General features: G+C 72.0%; 13 protein-coding genes and 2 pseudogenes. 5 read left to right on the top strand and 10 right to left on the bottom strand.

Annotation, left to right across the window (positions count from 1 at the left end):
- Positions 1–25: 25 nt before the first annotated feature.
- From QUE38_RS14160 to QUE38_RS14150, 3 genes are all read right to left on the bottom strand, one after another.
- A complete protein-coding gene (locus QUE38_RS14160; protein ID WP_286308904.1) occupies positions 26–841 on the bottom strand; it encodes a PP2C family protein-serine/threonine phosphatase in 816 nt (271 codons plus the stop codon).
- On the bottom strand, positions 838–1,035 hold the full coding sequence (locus tag QUE38_RS17865; protein WP_433996976.1) for a hypothetical protein: 198 nt from the start codon (positions 1,033–1,035) through the stop codon (positions 838–840). Before QUE38_RS17865 ends, QUE38_RS14160 begins: the two co-directional genes overlap by 4 nt.
- An 845-nt stretch (positions 1,036–1,880) precedes the next feature.
- A complete protein-coding gene (locus tag QUE38_RS14150) occupies positions 1,881–3,317 on the bottom strand; it encodes a gamma-aminobutyraldehyde dehydrogenase (RefSeq protein ID WP_286308901.1) in 1,437 nt (478 codons plus the stop codon).
- Positions 3,318–3,465: 148 nt separating this feature from the next.
- Between QUE38_RS14150 and QUE38_RS14145 the strand changes: the two genes are divergently transcribed.
- The 3 genes and pseudogenes from QUE38_RS14145 to QUE38_RS14135 all read left to right on the top strand — a co-directional run bounded on the left by QUE38_RS14145 (position 3,466) and on the right by QUE38_RS14135 (position 6,787).
- Positions 3,466–3,948, top strand: coding sequence for an Lrp/AsnC family transcriptional regulator (locus QUE38_RS14145; RefSeq protein WP_286308900.1), 483 nt, complete (start codon positions 3,466–3,468; stop codon positions 3,946–3,948).
- A gap of 12 nt (positions 3,949–3,960) precedes the next feature.
- Positions 3,961–5,351: pseudogene (locus QUE38_RS14140) on the top strand (aspartate aminotransferase family protein).
- Positions 5,351–6,787 (top strand): NAD(P)/FAD-dependent oxidoreductase, encoded by a 1,437-nt coding sequence (locus QUE38_RS14135; protein ID WP_286308899.1) that lies wholly within the window; start codon positions 5,351–5,353, stop codon positions 6,785–6,787. Before QUE38_RS14140 ends, QUE38_RS14135 begins: the two are co-directional and overlap by 1 nt.
- 27 nt (positions 6,788–6,814) lie before the next feature.
- Here QUE38_RS14135 and QUE38_RS14130 read toward each other — a convergent pair whose 3' ends face one another.
- A complete protein-coding gene (locus QUE38_RS14130) occupies positions 6,815–8,014 on the bottom strand; it encodes a DUF4192 family protein (RefSeq protein WP_286308898.1) in 1,200 nt (399 codons plus the stop codon).
- A gap of 91 nt (positions 8,015–8,105) precedes the next feature.
- Complete coding sequence (locus QUE38_RS14125) at positions 8,106–9,056, bottom strand: aldo/keto reductase (RefSeq protein WP_286308897.1); 951 nt, start codon at positions 9,054–9,056, stop codon at positions 8,106–8,108.
- Positions 9,057–9,188: 132 nt separating this feature from the next.
- Between QUE38_RS14125 and QUE38_RS14120 the strand changes: the two genes are divergently transcribed.
- Positions 9,189–9,680, top strand: coding sequence for a methylated-DNA--[protein]-cysteine S-methyltransferase (locus QUE38_RS14120; RefSeq protein WP_286308896.1), 492 nt, complete (start codon positions 9,189–9,191; stop codon positions 9,678–9,680).
- Positions 9,677–10,273 (top strand): annotated as a pseudogene (locus QUE38_RS14115) (DNA-3-methyladenine glycosylase I); the annotation flags it as partial. The gene QUE38_RS14120 and the pseudogene QUE38_RS14115, both read left to right, overlap by 4 nt.
- A 3-nt stretch (positions 10,274–10,276) precedes the next feature.
- Here QUE38_RS14115 and QUE38_RS14110 read toward each other — a convergent pair.
- From QUE38_RS14110 to QUE38_RS14090, 5 genes are read right to left on the bottom strand one after another with little or no spacing between them, the layout of a single operon-like run.
- Positions 10,277–11,038, bottom strand: a complete 762-nt coding sequence (locus tag QUE38_RS14110; protein WP_286308895.1) for a YaaA family protein — start codon at positions 11,036–11,038, stop codon at positions 10,277–10,279.
- Positions 11,038–11,616, bottom strand: coding sequence for an AAA family ATPase (locus QUE38_RS14105; RefSeq protein WP_286308894.1), 579 nt, complete (start codon positions 11,614–11,616; stop codon positions 11,038–11,040). The genes QUE38_RS14110 and QUE38_RS14105 overlap by 1 nt, the downstream gene beginning before the upstream one ends.
- A gap of 4 nt (positions 11,617–11,620) precedes the next feature.
- Positions 11,621–11,887, bottom strand: a complete 267-nt coding sequence (locus tag QUE38_RS14100; RefSeq protein WP_286308893.1) for a F0F1 ATP synthase subunit epsilon — start codon at positions 11,885–11,887, stop codon at positions 11,621–11,623.
- Positions 11,888–11,889: 2 nt separating this feature from the next.
- A complete protein-coding gene (gene atpD / locus QUE38_RS14095; protein ID WP_281881980.1) occupies positions 11,890–13,353 on the bottom strand; it encodes a F0F1 ATP synthase subunit beta in 1,464 nt (487 codons plus the stop codon).
- 26 nt (positions 13,354–13,379) lie between these two features.
- Complete coding sequence (locus QUE38_RS14090; protein ID WP_286308890.1) at positions 13,380–14,279, bottom strand: F0F1 ATP synthase subunit gamma; 900 nt, start codon at positions 14,277–14,279, stop codon at positions 13,380–13,382.
- Between the last annotated feature and the right edge of the window lie 37 nt (positions 14,280–14,316).

The following is a 14,316-nucleotide window of genomic DNA, read 5'->3' as shown; positions in this document are numbered from 1 at the left end:
CGACGACGGGCGGTGGATGCCTCGGTCAGCCCGCGTCCGGGGACGACTCGCCGGGCTCGCCGGCACGGATGCGGAGCACGTCGAGCACGACGACCGTGACGTTGTCGCGTCCGCCGTTGCCCAGCGCCGCGTCCATCAGCGCCCGCGCCGCCGCCTCGGGCTTCGGCGAGCCGAGCAGGAAGTGCCGGATGCCGTACGGGGTGAGCTCCTTCGTGAGCCCGTCGGAGCAGGCGAGCAGCCGCATGCCCTCGACGAGCGGCACCGTGCGGTAGTCGGGCACGGGAGTCTCGTGGAAGCCGACCGCACGCGTGATCACGTTGCTGTGCGGGTGCACCTCCGCCTCCTCCTGCGTGATGTGCCCGGCGTCGACGAGCTCCTGCACGATCGAGTGGTCGACCGTGAGCTGCTCGAGCTCGCCCTCGAGGAGGCGGTAGACCCGCGAGTCCCCGATGTTGAACACGGACCAGGCGGGCGCGCCCTCGTCGGTCATCAGCGCGACGCCCGTGACGGTGGTGCCGCTCCCCTCGTCGGTGACGCCGATGCTGCGCTCCATGTCGCCGACCGCGGCGGTCAGCGAACGCCCGATCTCGGCGGGCAGCACCGTGCTGCGCCCGCCGTGCTCGGCGAGCCGGGTGACGACGGCCGCGCTCGCGAAGTCGCCGGCCGCGTGGCCGCCCATGCCGTCCGCGACGGCGAACACCGGCGGGCGGGCGACGAACGAGTCCTCGTTGACCTCCCGGCGCAGGCCGGTGTCGGTCAGCGCGGCCCAGGCGAGGGTGACCTCGGTGCCGTTCGGCAGGGTCACCGTCGTTCCGGGGTTGCCGTGTCCGATCTGCGTCACGTGCCTGGTCCTTCGTCGGTGAGGGGCTCGCGGACTCGGTCCTCCGCGACTGCGAGGATCTCGACCACTGTACCGCCGATGTCGAGGCGCGACCCGGCGCCCACGACGACCGACTCGCCGCCGCGGAGCCGCCGCCTGGCACCCGCCGCGCCGATCACGGTGGTGCCGTTGCGCGAGTGCAGGTCGGTGACCACGACGGTGCGGCCGACGGGGCGGAGCTCCACGTGCGTCGACGACACGGCCGGCAGCGCGGCCGGCACCGCGTAGAGCCGGGGCGCGTCCCCGCTCGGGATGCGCGGCGGACTCGGGCGGCGGCCGACATAGACGGGGCCGTCGAGGGGCTCGGATGCCCCGTCGCCGATGCGGAACGCCGTGGCGGACGTGCGCGCCGGCACGACCGGTTCGATGCCGCCCGCGGGGGTGTCGGGCGCCGGCGGCGCGGGGATGGGCAGGACGAGCTGCGTGTCGGTCGTCGGCGCGCGGCGCGCACGGGTCTCCTCGTCGACGTCGGCCGCCGCGTGCGCGGCATCGCACGCCCAGCCGATGATCGACGCACGCGCCGTCGCGCCCGGTCCGCCCACCGGCTCGCCGTCGCGCGGTCCGTCGAGGCCGGCGGACGACGAGCGGATCACGAGGCTCGTGACGTCGCCGAACTCGGCGAGGTGGAACGGCCGGATGCCGCGGTCGTCGAACCGGCGGCTGCCGCCGGGCGAGCGCAGGTCGACCGCCGCGTCGCCGCGCACGACGACGGTCGCGCGGCGCGGCCCGGCACCGTCGTCGTCGAAGCGCACGAGCGCGAAGCCCGCGGCATCCGCAGCACCCGTCGGCAGCGCGCCGACCAGTTCCTCGACCAGCGCACCCGGGTCGTCGGCGAGCCGCCGCAGGCCAGCGAGCGTGCGATCGTCCGCGGGCGCGGCGACGGCGGCGACGAACACGCGCCCGACGACGACGTCCCAGTCCGGGAGCCCGTCGGCGGTGCCGGTGAAGACCCGCGACTCGCCCATCACCCCAGTCTGTCACCGACCGGCGCCGGAACGGCTCAGGCGCCGATGTAGCTCATGACGTGCTTGACGCGCGTGTAGTCCTCGAAGCCGTACTGCGAGAGGTCCTTGCCGTAGCCGGAGTGCTTGAACCCGCCGTGCGGCATCTCGGCGACGATCGGGATGTGCGTGTTGATCCACACGCAGCCGAAGTCGAGGTGCTTGGCGAACCGCATCGCGCGGCCGTGGTCCTTCGTCCAGACGCTCGACGCGAGCCCGTACTGCACGCCGTTCGCCCACTCGAGCGCCTGCGCCTCGTCGGTGAACTTCTGGACGGTGATGACCGGGCCGAAGATCTCGCGCTGGATCGCCTCGTCGTCCTGGCGCAGGCCCGACACGACGGTGGCCTCCCAGTAGTAGCCGCGGTCGCCCTGGCGCCGCCCGCCGAGCGCGATGTCGGCGTGGTCGGGCAGGCGCTCGATGAAGCCCGAGACCTGGGCGAGCTGGTTCGCGTTGTTGACCGGGCCGTAGTACACGCCGTCCTCGCGCGGCGCGCCGGTGCGGGCGTTGACCCGTGCGTGCTCGGCCAGCGCGGCGACGAACTCGTCGTGGATGCCCGCCTGCACGAGGACGCGGGTCGCGGCCGTGCAGTCCTGGCCGGCGTTGAAGTAGCCGGCCGCGGCGATGCCCTCGACCGCGGCGGGGATGTCGGCGTCGTCGAACACCACCACGGGGGCCTTGCCGCCGAGCTCGAGGTGCACGCGCTTGAGGTCGGATGCCGCTTCGCGGGCGACCTCCATGCCGGCGCGCACCGAACCGGTGATGGCCACCATCTGGGGCGTCGGATGCTGCAGCAGCGCAGCGCCCGTGCCCCGGTCGCCGGTGACGACGTTCAGCACGCCGGCCGGGAGGAACTCGGCCGCGACCTCCGCGAGCAGGAGCGTCGCGAGCGGCGTCGTGTCGGACGGCTTCAGCACGATGGCGTTGCCCGCGGCGATGGCGGGCGCGACCTTCCAGACCGCCATGTTGAGCGGGTAGTTCCAGGGGGTGACCTGCCCGATGACGCCGATCGGCTCGCGGCGGATGAACGAGGTGTGGTCGGGCATGTACTCGGCACCCGCGCGGCCCTCGAGGTTGCGCGCCGCGCCGGCGAAGAAGCGGAGCTGGTCGACCGACAGCAGGATCTCGTCCTCGACGAGGCTCGCGCGCGGCTTGCCCGTGTCCTGCGACTCGAGGTCGGCGAACTCCTCCGCCCGCGCCTCCATCGCGTCCGCGATGCGGAACAGCGCGAGCTGCCGCTCGGCGGGCGTCGTCTGGCCCCACCCGGCGAACGCCGTCGAGGCGGCGTCGTAGGCGGCGTCGATGTCGGCGGCCGTCGAGATCGGGCTCGTCGCGTAGACGTCCTCGGTCGCGGGGTCGACGAGGTCGAGCGCCCCGTCGCCGCGGGCGTCGACGAACTCGCCGCCGATGAAGTTGCGCAGCTCACGCACGGACATGGAAGGGCCTCCTCGGGATCGCGTGCGGCCCATGCTAACGGCCGAACGCGGCATCCGAAACCCGGAATCACCATTGAATCCGTTGCAGATTCGTGAAATCACGACGGAATCGCTTGCCGGAGGCATCCGTCACTGACAGAATCGACGCATGACGAACGCGGGGCGCAACCACGGCGGCCGGCCGGTGCTGCTCGACGAGGTCTCCAAGAAGATCATCGAGCAGCTGCAGGCCGACGGCCGTCGCTCGTACGCCGACATCGGCAAGGCCGTCGGACTCTCCGAGGCCGCGGTGCGCCAGCGGGTGCAGAAGCTCACCGAGGCGGGCGTCATGCAGATCGTCGCGGTGACCGACCCCATGCAGCTCGGGTTCACCCGGCAGGCCATGATCGGCATCCGCGCCTCCGGCGACACCCGGGAGCTGGCCGACCGGCTCGCCGAGATCCCCGAGATCGACTACGTCGTGCTGACCGCGGGCAGCTTCGACCTGCTCGCCGAGGTCGTCTGCGAGGACGACGACGAGCTGATCGAGCTGCTGAACACCAGCATCCGCAACCTCGACGGCGTCCTCACCACCGAGACGTTCGTCTACCTGAAGCTCCGCAAGCAGTTCTACAACTGGGGAACACGATAGGAAATGAGCACCATGACCCGTACCGTCGCCGATGTCGACGTCGCCGCGCTGCAGCAGAAGGCGAAGGACCACCTCTGGATGCACTTCTCGCGCCAGTCGACCATGGAGCAGGGCGTCCCGATCATCACCCGTGGTGAGGGACACCACATCTGGGACGCGCAGGGCAAGCGGTACATCGACGGCCTCTCCGGCCTGTTCGTGGTGAACGCCGGGCACGGCCGCGCCCGCCTCGCCGAGGTCGCGCGCAAGCAGGCCGAGGAGCTCGCCTTCTTCCCGATCTGGTCGTACGCGCACCCGTCGGCGATCGAGCTCGCCGACCGGCTCGCCGACTACGCGCCCGGCGAGCTGAACCGCGTCTTCTTCTCCACCGGCGGCGGCGAGGCAGTCGAGACGGCGTTCAAGCTCGCGAAGTACTACTGGAAGCTCAAGGGACGCCCCACCAAGCACAAGGTCATCTCGCGCTCGGTGGCGTACCACGGCACCCCCAGGGCGCACTCGCCATCACGGGCATCCCCGCCATGAAGGAGATGTTCGAGCCCGTCACCCCCGGCGGCTTCCGCGTGCCGAACACCAACTTCTACCGCGCCGCCGAGATGGGCGGACCGAGCGACGACCTCGAGGCGTTCGGCCTCTGGGCCGCGAACCGCATCGAGGAGATGATCGAGTTCGAGGGCCCCGAGACGGTCGCCGCGGTCTTCCTCGAGCCGGTGCAGAACTCGGGCGGATGCTTCCCGCCGCCGCCCGGCTACTTCCAGCGCGTGCGCGAGATCTGCGACAAGCACGACGTGCTGCTCGTCTCCGATGAGGTCATCTGCGCGTTCGGGCGCCTGGGCTCGATGTTCGCGTGCGAGCAGTACGGCTACCAGCCCGACATGATCACCTGCGCGAAGGCCATGACGAGCGGCTACTCCCCCATCGGCGCGACCATCGTGAGCGAGGAGATCTACGAGCCGTTCAAGCACGGCGACACGTCGTTCTACCACGGCTACACGTTCGCCGGGCACCCGGTCTCGGCCGCCGTCGCGCTCGAGAACCTCGACATCTTCGAGGAGGAGGGCCTGAACGAGCGCGTACGCGAGAACTCCCCGCTCTTCCGCGCCGAGCTCGAGCAGCTGCTCGACCTGCCGATCGTCGGCGACGTGCGCGGCGACGGGTACTTCTTCGGCATCGAGCTGGTCAAGGACAAGGCGACCAAGGAGACCTTCGACGAGGACGAGTCGGAGCGCCTCCTGCGCGGCTTCCTCTCCAAGGCACTGTTCGACGCCGGGCTCTACTGCCGTGCCGACGACCGCGGCGACCCCGTGATCCAGCTCGCGCCGCCGCTGACCATCGGGCCGAGCGAGTTCGCGGAGATCGGGCAGATCCTGCGCGGCGTGCTCACCGAGGCCGGCAACCGGCTCTGATGGCGGACGCGTTCGCGGCGGTCGGCGATGCGCCGTACCGCGGCGTGAGCTTCTGGCTCGACGCACTCGTCGAGCAGGGCCTCGACGACCTGACGCCGCGGCCGAGCCTCGAGGGCGACCTCGACGCCGACGTGTGCGTGATCGGCGGCGGGCTCACCGGGCTCTGGTCGGCGTACTACCTGTCGCAGCTTCGCCCGGACCTGTCGATCGTCGTCGTCGAGCGGGAGATCGCGGGCTTCGGGGCCTCCGGCCGCAACGGCGGCTGGTGCTCGGCGCTGTTCCCGCAGTCGAGCGCCGCGCTCGAGCGCCGGCACGGCCGCGAGGCGGCCGTCGCGATGCGACACGCGATGATCGACACGGTCGACGAGGTCGGCCGCGTCGCGGACGCGGAGGGCATCGACTGCGACTTCGTCCGCGGCGGCACGGTCGTGTTCGCCCGCGGCGAGGCGCAGGCGCGGAGCGCACGGGCCGACGTCGCCGAGGCCGCACGCTTCGGCACCGACCCCGTCGAGCTCTGGGAGGGCGACCGCCTCGACCGGTTCGGCGTGAGCGGCCTGTCGGGCGGCAGCGCGGACGCGGCGGTGTTCGACCCGTCGTGCGCGCGCGTGCAGCCCGCCAAGCTCGTCCGTGGGCTCGCCCGCGTGGTCGAGGAGCGCGGCGTCCGCATCGCCGAGCGCACCGAGGTCGTCGACTGGGAGCCCGGCCGCGTGCGGTTCCGAGCCTCGGACGGGGCGACCGGCACCGTCCGGGCCCGGCACGTGCTCGTGGCGACCGAGGGGTACGGCGCAGCGCTGCCGCACGTCGGTCGCCGCATCCTGCCGCTGTACTCGCTCATGATCGCGACCGAGCCGCTGCCGGCGGAGGTCTGGGACGAGATCGGGCTCGCGCACGGCGAGACCTTCAGCGACTACCGCCACCTGCTGATCTACGGGCAGCGCACCGCCGACGACCGCATCGCGTTCGGCGGTCGCGGCGCCCGCTACCACTGGGGCAGCGCTGTCAAGCCGGAGTTCGATCGCGACGACCGGGTGTTCGCGCACCTCGCCGAGGCGCTCGCCGACCTGATGCCCGCAGCCGCCGACGCCCGCATCACGCACCGCTGGGGCGGGCCGCTCGGCGTGCCCCGCGACTGGCACGCGTCGGCCTCGTACAACCCCGCCAACGGCGTCGGCTTCGCGGGCGGGTACGTCGGCGACGGGCTCAGCACCACGAACCTCGCCGGGCGCACGCTCGCCGACCTCGTGCTCGGCCGCGACACCGACCTGACACGGTTGCCCTGGGTCGGGCACCGTTCGCCCCGCTGGGAGCCCGAGCCGCTGCGCTTCCTGGGCGCCAACCTCGGGCTCACCGGCATCGGGCTCGGCGACGTCGAGGAACGGGTCACCGGGCGGCCGTCGGTCGCGGCGAAGCTGCTCGGTCCGCTGATCGGGGCCTGACCGCGCGCGTCCACGCGACCGCGCGGCTCAGGCCGAGCGCACGAGGTCGTCGTCGGGCTCGAGGTACGACCAGTCGGGCACGCGCCCCGAACCGATGAGCGCACCGAGCAGTTCGGTCATGCCGTGCGCGGGGTCGATGTCTCGCGCGCGGTCGAGGTAGGCGCCCGCGAGGGATCCTCGTCCGCGAGCCCACGCCAGCCACGCCAGCACGCAGTACGGGTCGACCCGGTCCTCGGGTTCGGCGCATGCCGTGACCACGCGGAGCACCTCGGCAGCTGCGTCGATGCGGCCGGCGTCGGGCACGCGTTCGCCCACTCCGACCAGCAGCTCGTGCAGCTCGATGTCGTCGACGTGCGACCCGTGCGCGAGCTCCTCGGCGATCAGGTCGTCCATCGAGCGCCCGCTGACGAGCTGGCGGAGCGCGTGCACCTCCTGCCGGTCGGCTGCCAGGAGCCCCACCTCGAGTCCGAACGCGATCTGGAGCAGCACCACGTCGCGATGGACGGGCAGCTGCAGCACCGCCAGCAGCCGGCCCAGCCGCTCCGGGTCGACCTCGTCGGGCCGCCACCCGACGAGCTCCTCCGCGATCGTCACCGGGTCCGGGAACGCCGCGGCGTCGTCGGCCTCCGCAGCGGGGCCGAACGCCGCGCCGCGCGGGTGGCGGAGCGCGGCGATCGCGGCATCGCACGACTGCCTCACCGCGCCGGCGAAGCCCGGGTCGACGTGCGGCGGCACGGCGAGCGTGCCGGCCGTGTACGCCGACCGCACGGTCTGCCGCTCGGCGAGCGGGGACGCGTCGATCGCGTCGATCGGACGCCCCTCCCTGGGGCATCCGTCGTCGAGGTAGCTGCCCCAGCCGTCGGCGGCCGCGCAGAGCACGTCGACGACCGGATGCCCCGCCCGGTCGAGCGCCGCGAACACGGACCGGCCGAGCGTGGGACGCGGGATGCCCCGTTCCGACGCGAACGTCTCCGGTGCGTACACGATGACGACGACGGCCCGGGCCTCGCCGACGCGACGCAGCATGGTGTCGAGGGCCCGCGCCACCGCGACCTCGCCCGCTCGTCGCCGGGCGTCGGGCGGGAGGTCGAAGCGCATCGTGGCGGTGCGGCGATCGCCGCGCGTGGCGATGCAGACGACGCTGCGCTCGGGGCGGAAGCCGATGAGCTCGGCGGCGACGGCGAGGAGATCCTGGGGCTGGCGGATGCGGAAGTCGGGCTCGGTCATGCCGACAGCGTCGCGGCCTCGGCGCGTGCGATGGCGGCCGCATCCGACCGTCACTGCCGCAGCACCGGCGCCGGGCGCTGTGGAGGAGCCGTCAGGCGAAGATCTCCGAGACGGCGCGCACGTCGTCGGGCGTCGGCGCCCACGCGGTCGCGGCGGCGGCATTCTGGCGCACCTGTTCGGGGCGCGTCGCCCCCGCGATCACGCTGCCCATGGCGGGCTCGGCGAGCATCCACCCGATCGTGGCGTCGAGCATCGTGACGTCGCGCTCGGCGCAGAACGCCGCGTACGCGTCGAGGCGATCCCACGGCGCCTGCTCCACAAGGTGCGGCCGCTGGCGCATGATGCGGGAGTCGTCGGGCCCGCCCGAACGGGTGAACTTGCCCGTGAGCAGGCCGTTCGCGAGGGGGAAGAACGGCAGGAGGCCCACGCCGAAGTGGCGGGCGGCCGGCAGCAGCTCCGCCTCAGCGTCGCGGGCCAGGAGGCTGTACTCGTTCTGGGCCGAGACGAAGCGGTCGGTGCCGAGCTCGCGCGCGACCAGCTCGGCCTCGGCCAGCTGCCAGCCGCTGAGGTTCGAGTGGCCGAGGTAGCGCACCTTTCCCTCGTCGACGAGCTCGTCCAGCGCCGCGAGGGTCTCGGCGATCGGCGTCAGCGGGTCGGGTTCGTGGATCTGGTACAGGTCGATCCAGTCGGTCTGCAGCCGTCGGAGGGAAGCCTCGACGGCGAGCCGCACGTACCTGCGAGACCCCTTCGCGCCCCACGACGGCACACCCACGTCGACCTTCGTGTGCCCGAACTTCGTGGCGAGCACGACCTCGTCGCGGCGACCGCGGAGTGACTGCCCGAGCAGCTCCTCGCTGCGACCGGCACCGCCGTAGATGTCGGCCGTGTCGATCAGGGTGACGCCGGCGTCGAGCGCGGCGTCGATCACCGCATCCGTTCCCGCCTGGTCCTCGGTCGCCGTGCCCTGGCGGCCGAAGTTGTTCCCGCCCAGGCCGACCGCCGAGACGCGAAGACCTGATCCACCGAGGCTGCGATACTCCATGCCACCAGCCTAGGGCGGCCGGAGGCCGCGCCCCGGCACGGTCCCCTCCTCCACAACCGCCTCCCCGTGCACCGGGTACGGCGTGTCCGATTCCCGCCGGTCGGGGTGGGCGGCCGCGACTAGCCTCGGAGCATGACCACCACCCACGTCATCCGGGTCGACTCCCCCGTCGGCCGCATCGAGGTCGTCGCGAACGACACCGCGATCACCGCCCTCGCCATCGAATGCGACGGCGCGCTCCCGCACGACGGACTCCCCGAATCCGAGGTGCCCGTGCTCGCCGAGGCGCGACGGCAGCTCGACGAGTACTTCTCCGGTGCGCGCATCGCGTTCGACCTCCCGCTCGAGCTGCGGGGCACGCCGTTCCAGCGCGACGTGTGGCGCGAGCTCCGGCGCCTCGACTGGGGCGAGGCCATCTCCTACGGCGCCCTCGCGACCGCCGTCGGCCGGCCCGGCTCCGCGCGCGCCATCGGCGGCGCGGTCGGCGCGAACCCGGTCCCCATCATCATCGGCTGCCACCGGGTGCTCGCCTCCGACGGCCGCATCACGGGCTACAGCGGCGGACAGGGCGTGCCGACGAAGATGTGGCTGCTCGGCCACGAGCGCATCGGCTTCGCCGCGTGAGCGGCGCGGATGCCCCGGGTGCCCCGGATCCGTCGGCGGCACCCGTCGACGCCGACGGCGTCGCCCGCTGCGGCTGGGCCACCGGCGACGAGGAGTACCGGCGCTACCACGACGAGGAGTGGGGCGTGCCGCAGCGCGATCCGCGCGCGCTCTACGAGAAGCTGTGCCTGGAGGGCTTCCAGGCCGGGCTGTCGTGGATCACGATCCTGCGGCGTCGGGAGGGTTTCCGCACCGCCTTCCACGGCTTCGAGCCCGAGCGCGTCGCCCGGATGGACGGCCACGACGTCGAGCGCCTGCTCGCGGACACCGGCATCATCCGCAATCGCGCGAAGATCGAGGCAACCATCGGCAACGCCCGTGCGCTGCTCGAGCTCGAAGGGCCACTCGACGAGCTCATGTGGCGCTTCGCCCCTGAGCCCGGACGCCGGCCGTCGAGCATGTCGGAGGTCCCCGCGACGACCGCGGAGTCGACCGCGCTCAGCCGTGAACTGCGCCGGCGCGGCTTCCGCTTCGTCGGGCCGACCACCGTCTACGCCCTCATGCAGTCGACCGGCATGGTCGACGACCACGTGACGGCCTGCTTCCGGGCCGCCGGCTCACACCAGCAGTTCGACCTCCGCGACCCCGCCGGGCCCGACGCGCGTCGTGCGCGCGAAGCGATGCCCATGCGCGTCGCCCCAGTCGAGCAGTCCGTCGACGTCGTCGATCCGGGCGCGCGATGACACGAGCGCGGCCACGAGGTGGCCCTTCGCCTGCTTGTTGAAGTGCGCGAGTGCGCGCCGCGTGCCGTCGCCGTCCTCCGTGACCACGCGCACGTACGCGGCGTTCGCCGACGCGACGACCGGTCCGAGCGCCGCGTAGCCCTCCGAGCGGAGGTCGATCAGCAGTCCGGACGACTCCGCCAGCACGGCACCCGCGGCCGATGACCAGTGCGCACGCAGCCGCAGCCCGGGGACCCGGGAGTCGTGCGACAGCCGGTACGCGGGAATGGCGTCGAGCGCCGCGATCGGCCCGAACAGCGCCGACTGGACGAGCACATGCTCGTGCGCGAACGCCCGATCCTCCGCCGACCATCCGTCGGCCGCGAGCCCGTCGTAGAGCACGCCCGTGTAGCGATCGATCGCCGGCATGGTCGGCGCCGTCCGCAGGGCGGCGTTGCGCGCGATCTCGCCGAGCTGGGTGCGCCCGAGCTTGAGCGCCCGCACCGACGCGTCCTCGTCGGCCGACAGGGCGACGAGCGCGTCCAGCACCGCATCGCGCCGCTCGCCCAGCTCCGGGAAGGCGAGCGTCGACACGTCGAGCGCCCGATCGTGCCCTCCGTCGCGCTTGGTCTCGGAGGGCGGCAGGACGACTCGCATCAGTCGTCGAGGAAGGCGAACGCCTGGTCGACGTTCACGCCGAGCGCATCGACCGTGTCGAGCGTCACGCGCGGCAGCGCAGCGGCCGGCCCGCCCCAGGGCTGGTAGCCGTCGACGCTCTGCTCGACCGCCCGCCAGGTCACCTCGTCGAGATGCGGGAGGTTCCTCGTGCGCTTCGCGAGTCGCTCCCGGTGCAGGTCCGCGTCGGAGCAGACCACCTCGATCACGCGCAGCGCGACACCGCTCCGGGCGGCCAGGTCGCGCCACTGCAGGCGCGCCGCCTCGACGGCGTTTACCGCGTCGACGATCACCGTGCGGCCCGATGCGAGCACGCCCTCGGCGATCGTCTCGGCGACGAGGTACGCGGCGAGGCCGGTCGGCTCCTCGGAGGAGATGCCCGCCCGCAGGATCGCCGACTCGATCGGGTCGACCGACACCACCGGCGCGCCCAGACGCCCGCCGAGGACCTCGGCGATCGTGGACTTGCCGGCGCCCGGCAGGCCCGCCATCGCGATGAGCCGTGGCACCCGGAGCTCGTCGAACTGGCGCTCCCCGGGCACCTCGGCCGCATTCGTCATCGTGTCAGGAGAGCTCGACCCGCGAGGCGACGACGCGGACCGTGTTCTCCTCGACGGAGAGGAAGCCCTCGTCGGCGTGCGCGGTGATGCGCTCGCCGTCCGCGACCGTCACGCGCACCTCGCCCTTGGCGAGGATCGCGAGCATCGGCTCGTGACCGGGCAGGATGCCGATCTCGCCCTCGACGGTCTTCGCGACCACCATCGTCGCGTCGTCGCTCGCCCAGACCTCGCGGTCGGCCGAGACGACGCGCACTCGGAACGGTTCGGCCATGACTAGCCGTTCTCCTTCTGGATGCGCGCCCAGTTCTCCTCGACGTCCGAGATCGGGCCCACGTTGAAGAACGCCTGCTCGGCCACGTGGTCGAAGTCGCCGCGGACGATCGCGTCGAACGACTCGATGGTGTCCTTCAGCGGGACGGTCGAGCCCTCGACGCCCGTGAACTTCTTCGCCATGTAGGTGTTCTGCGAGAGGAACTGCTGGATGCGGCGGGCACGGGCGACCGTGACCTTGTCCTCCTCCGAGAGCTCGTCGACACCGAGGATCGCGATGATCTCCTGGAGCTCCTTGTTCTTCTGCAGGATCGCCTTGACGCTCGTGGCCACGCGGTAGTGGTCCTCGCCCAGGTAGCGGGGGTCGAGGATGCGGCTGGTCGAGGTCAGCGGGTCGACTGCCGGGTACAGGCCCTTCGAGGCGATTTCACGGGAGAGCTCCGTGGTCGCGTCGAGGTGCGCGAACGTGGTCGCGGGCGCCGGGTCGGTGTAGTCGTCGGCCGGCACGTAGATCGCCTGCAGCGAGGTGATCGAGTGACCGCGCGTCGAGGTGATGCGCTCCTGCAGGATGCCCATCTCGTCGGCCAGGTTCGGCTGGTAGCCCACCGCGGACGGCATGCGGCCCAGCAGGGTCGACACCTCGGAACCCGCCTGCGTGAAGCGGAAGATGTTGTCGATGAACAGCAGCACGTCCTGCTTCTGCACGTCGCGGAAGTACTCCGCCATCGTCAGGGCCGACAGCGCGACGCGGAGACGGGTCCCCGGCGGCTCGTCCATCTGGCCGAAGACGAGCGCGGTCTTGTCGAAGACGCCCGCCTCGTCCATCTCGTGGATGAGGTCGTTGCCCTCACGGGTGCGCTCGCCGACGCCGGCGAACACCGAGACACCACCGTGGTCCTGCGCCACACGCTGGATCATCTCCTGGATGAGGACCGTCTTGCCGACGCCCGCACCGCCGAAGAGGCCGATCTTGCCACCCTGCACGTACGGGGTCAGCAGGTCGATGACCTTGATGCCCGTCTCGAACAGCTGGGTCTTCGACTCGAGCTGGTCGAAGGCCGGGGGCTTGCGGTGGATCGGCCAGCGCTCGGTGACCTCGATGGTCTCACCGGGCTCGGCGTTCAGCACGTCGCCGGTGACGTTGAAGACCTTGCCCTTGGTGACGTCGCCGACGGGCACCGAGATCGGCGCGCCGGTGTCGGTGACCTCCTGGCCGCGGACGAGGCCGTCGGTCGGCTTCAGCGCGATGGCGCGCACGAGGTCGTCGCCCAGGTGCTGCGCGACCTCGAGCGTGAGCACGAGGGTCTCGTCGCCGAGGACGATCTCGGTCTTCAGCGCGTTGTAGATGTCGGGGATCGAGTCGTGCGGGAACTCGATGTCGACGACCGGGCCCGTGACCCGGGCGATGCGGCCGACGGCGCCGGCCACAGGCGCGGCCGCAGCCGGTGCGGTAGCGGTGTCAGTCATGGGATTCTCTTCCTTCTGGTGGCGTGTTACTTGGACGACGACAGCGCGTCTGCGCCGCCCACGATCTCGGCGATCTGCTGGGTGATCTCGGACTGGCGCGCGTTGTTCGCCAGTCGCTGGTAGTCGAGGATGAGCTTGTCGGCGTTGTCGCTCGCCGACTTCATCGCCTTCTGCGTTGCGGCGTGCTTGGCCGCGGCGGACTCGAGCAGGGTCGCGAAGATGCGGCTCTCGAGGTAGACGGGCAGCAGCGCGTCGAGCACCGTCTCGGCGTCGGGCTCGAACTCGTAGAGCGGGTACACCGTGGACGGACCCGCGTCGGGCTCCTCGTCGACCAGGCGGATCGGCAGGAGGCGTCGCACCTCGGGCGTCTGCGTGATCATGCTGACGAAGCGGTTGAAGACGAGGTGGATCTCGTCGACGCCGCCGTCCTCGGCGTCGCGCAGGAACGCCTCGAGCACCGCGTCGGAGATCTCCTTGGCGAGCTCGTACTCGGGGTTGTCGGTGCTGCCGGTCCACGACCGCTCCGACGCGCGGCGGCGGAACGTGAAGTAACCGGCCGCCTTGCGGCCCACGAGGAAGTACGCGACCTCCTTGCCCTCGCTGCGCAGCAGCTCGGAGAGGCGGTCGGCCTCGCGCAGCACCTGCGAGTTGAAGGCGCCGGCGAGCCCGCGGTCGGACGCGAAGATCACGACCGCGGCGCGCTTGACCGTCTCGGGCTCGGTGGTGAGCACGTGGTCGACCTTCGAGTGCGTGGCGACCGCCGCCACCGCGCGCCCGATGGCGTGCGCGTACGGCGTCGACGCCTTCACGCGGCCGAGTGCCTTCTGGATGCGCGAGGCGGAGATCAGCTCCATGGCACGGGTGATCTTCTTCGTCGTCTGCGCCGTCTTGATCTTCTGACGGTAGACCCGGAGTTGCGCTCCCATGTGTCTCCTGTGTGTCCTGTCCTGTGGCGGGGATCGT

Source organism: Agromyces mangrovi (assembly GCF_030296695.1).
Classification (GTDB): domain Bacteria; phylum Actinomycetota; class Actinomycetes; order Actinomycetales; family Microbacteriaceae; genus Agromyces; species Agromyces mangrovi.
Note: the sequence above shows the minus strand (reverse complement) of the source record. Positions and strands in the feature narration are given on the sequence as shown.

What these genes read in the sequence shown, in the direction of transcription:
- QUE38_RS14150 (WP_286308901.1), bottom strand. Translation starts at nt 3,317, where the DNA reads ATGTCCGTGCGTGAGCTGCGCAACTTCATCGGCGGCGAGTTCGTCGAC.
- QUE38_RS14145 (WP_286308900.1), top strand. Translation starts at nt 3,466, where the DNA reads ATGACGAACGCGGGGCGCAACCACGGCGGCCGGCCGGTGCTGCTCGAC.
- QUE38_RS14135 (WP_286308899.1), top strand. Translation starts at nt 5,351, where the DNA reads ATGGCGGACGCGTTCGCGGCGGTCGGCGATGCGCCGTACCGCGGCGTG.
- QUE38_RS14130 (WP_286308898.1), bottom strand. Translation starts at nt 8,014, where the DNA reads ATGACCGAGCCCGACTTCCGCATCCGCCAGCCCCAGGATCTCCTCGCC.
- QUE38_RS14125 (WP_286308897.1), bottom strand. Translation starts at nt 9,056, where the DNA reads ATGGAGTATCGCAGCCTCGGTGGATCAGGTCTTCGCGTCTCGGCGGTC.
- QUE38_RS14120 (WP_286308896.1), top strand. Translation starts at nt 9,189, where the DNA reads ATGACCACCACCCACGTCATCCGGGTCGACTCCCCCGTCGGCCGCATC.
- QUE38_RS14110 (WP_286308895.1), bottom strand. Translation starts at nt 11,038, where the DNA reads ATGCGAGTCGTCCTGCCGCCCTCCGAGACCAAGCGCGACGGAGGGCAC.
- QUE38_RS14105 (WP_286308894.1), bottom strand. Translation starts at nt 11,616, where the DNA reads ATGACGAATGCGGCCGAGGTGCCCGGGGAGCGCCAGTTCGACGAGCTC.
- QUE38_RS14100 (WP_286308893.1), bottom strand. Translation starts at nt 11,887, where the DNA reads ATGGCCGAACCGTTCCGAGTGCGCGTCGTCTCGGCCGACCGCGAGGTC.
- atpD (WP_281881980.1), bottom strand. Translation starts at nt 13,353, where the DNA reads ATGACTGACACCGCTACCGCACCGGCTGCGGCCGCGCCTGTGGCCGGC.
- QUE38_RS14090 (WP_286308890.1), bottom strand. Translation starts at nt 14,279, where the DNA reads ATGGGAGCGCAACTCCGGGTCTACCGTCAGAAGATCAAGACGGCGCAG.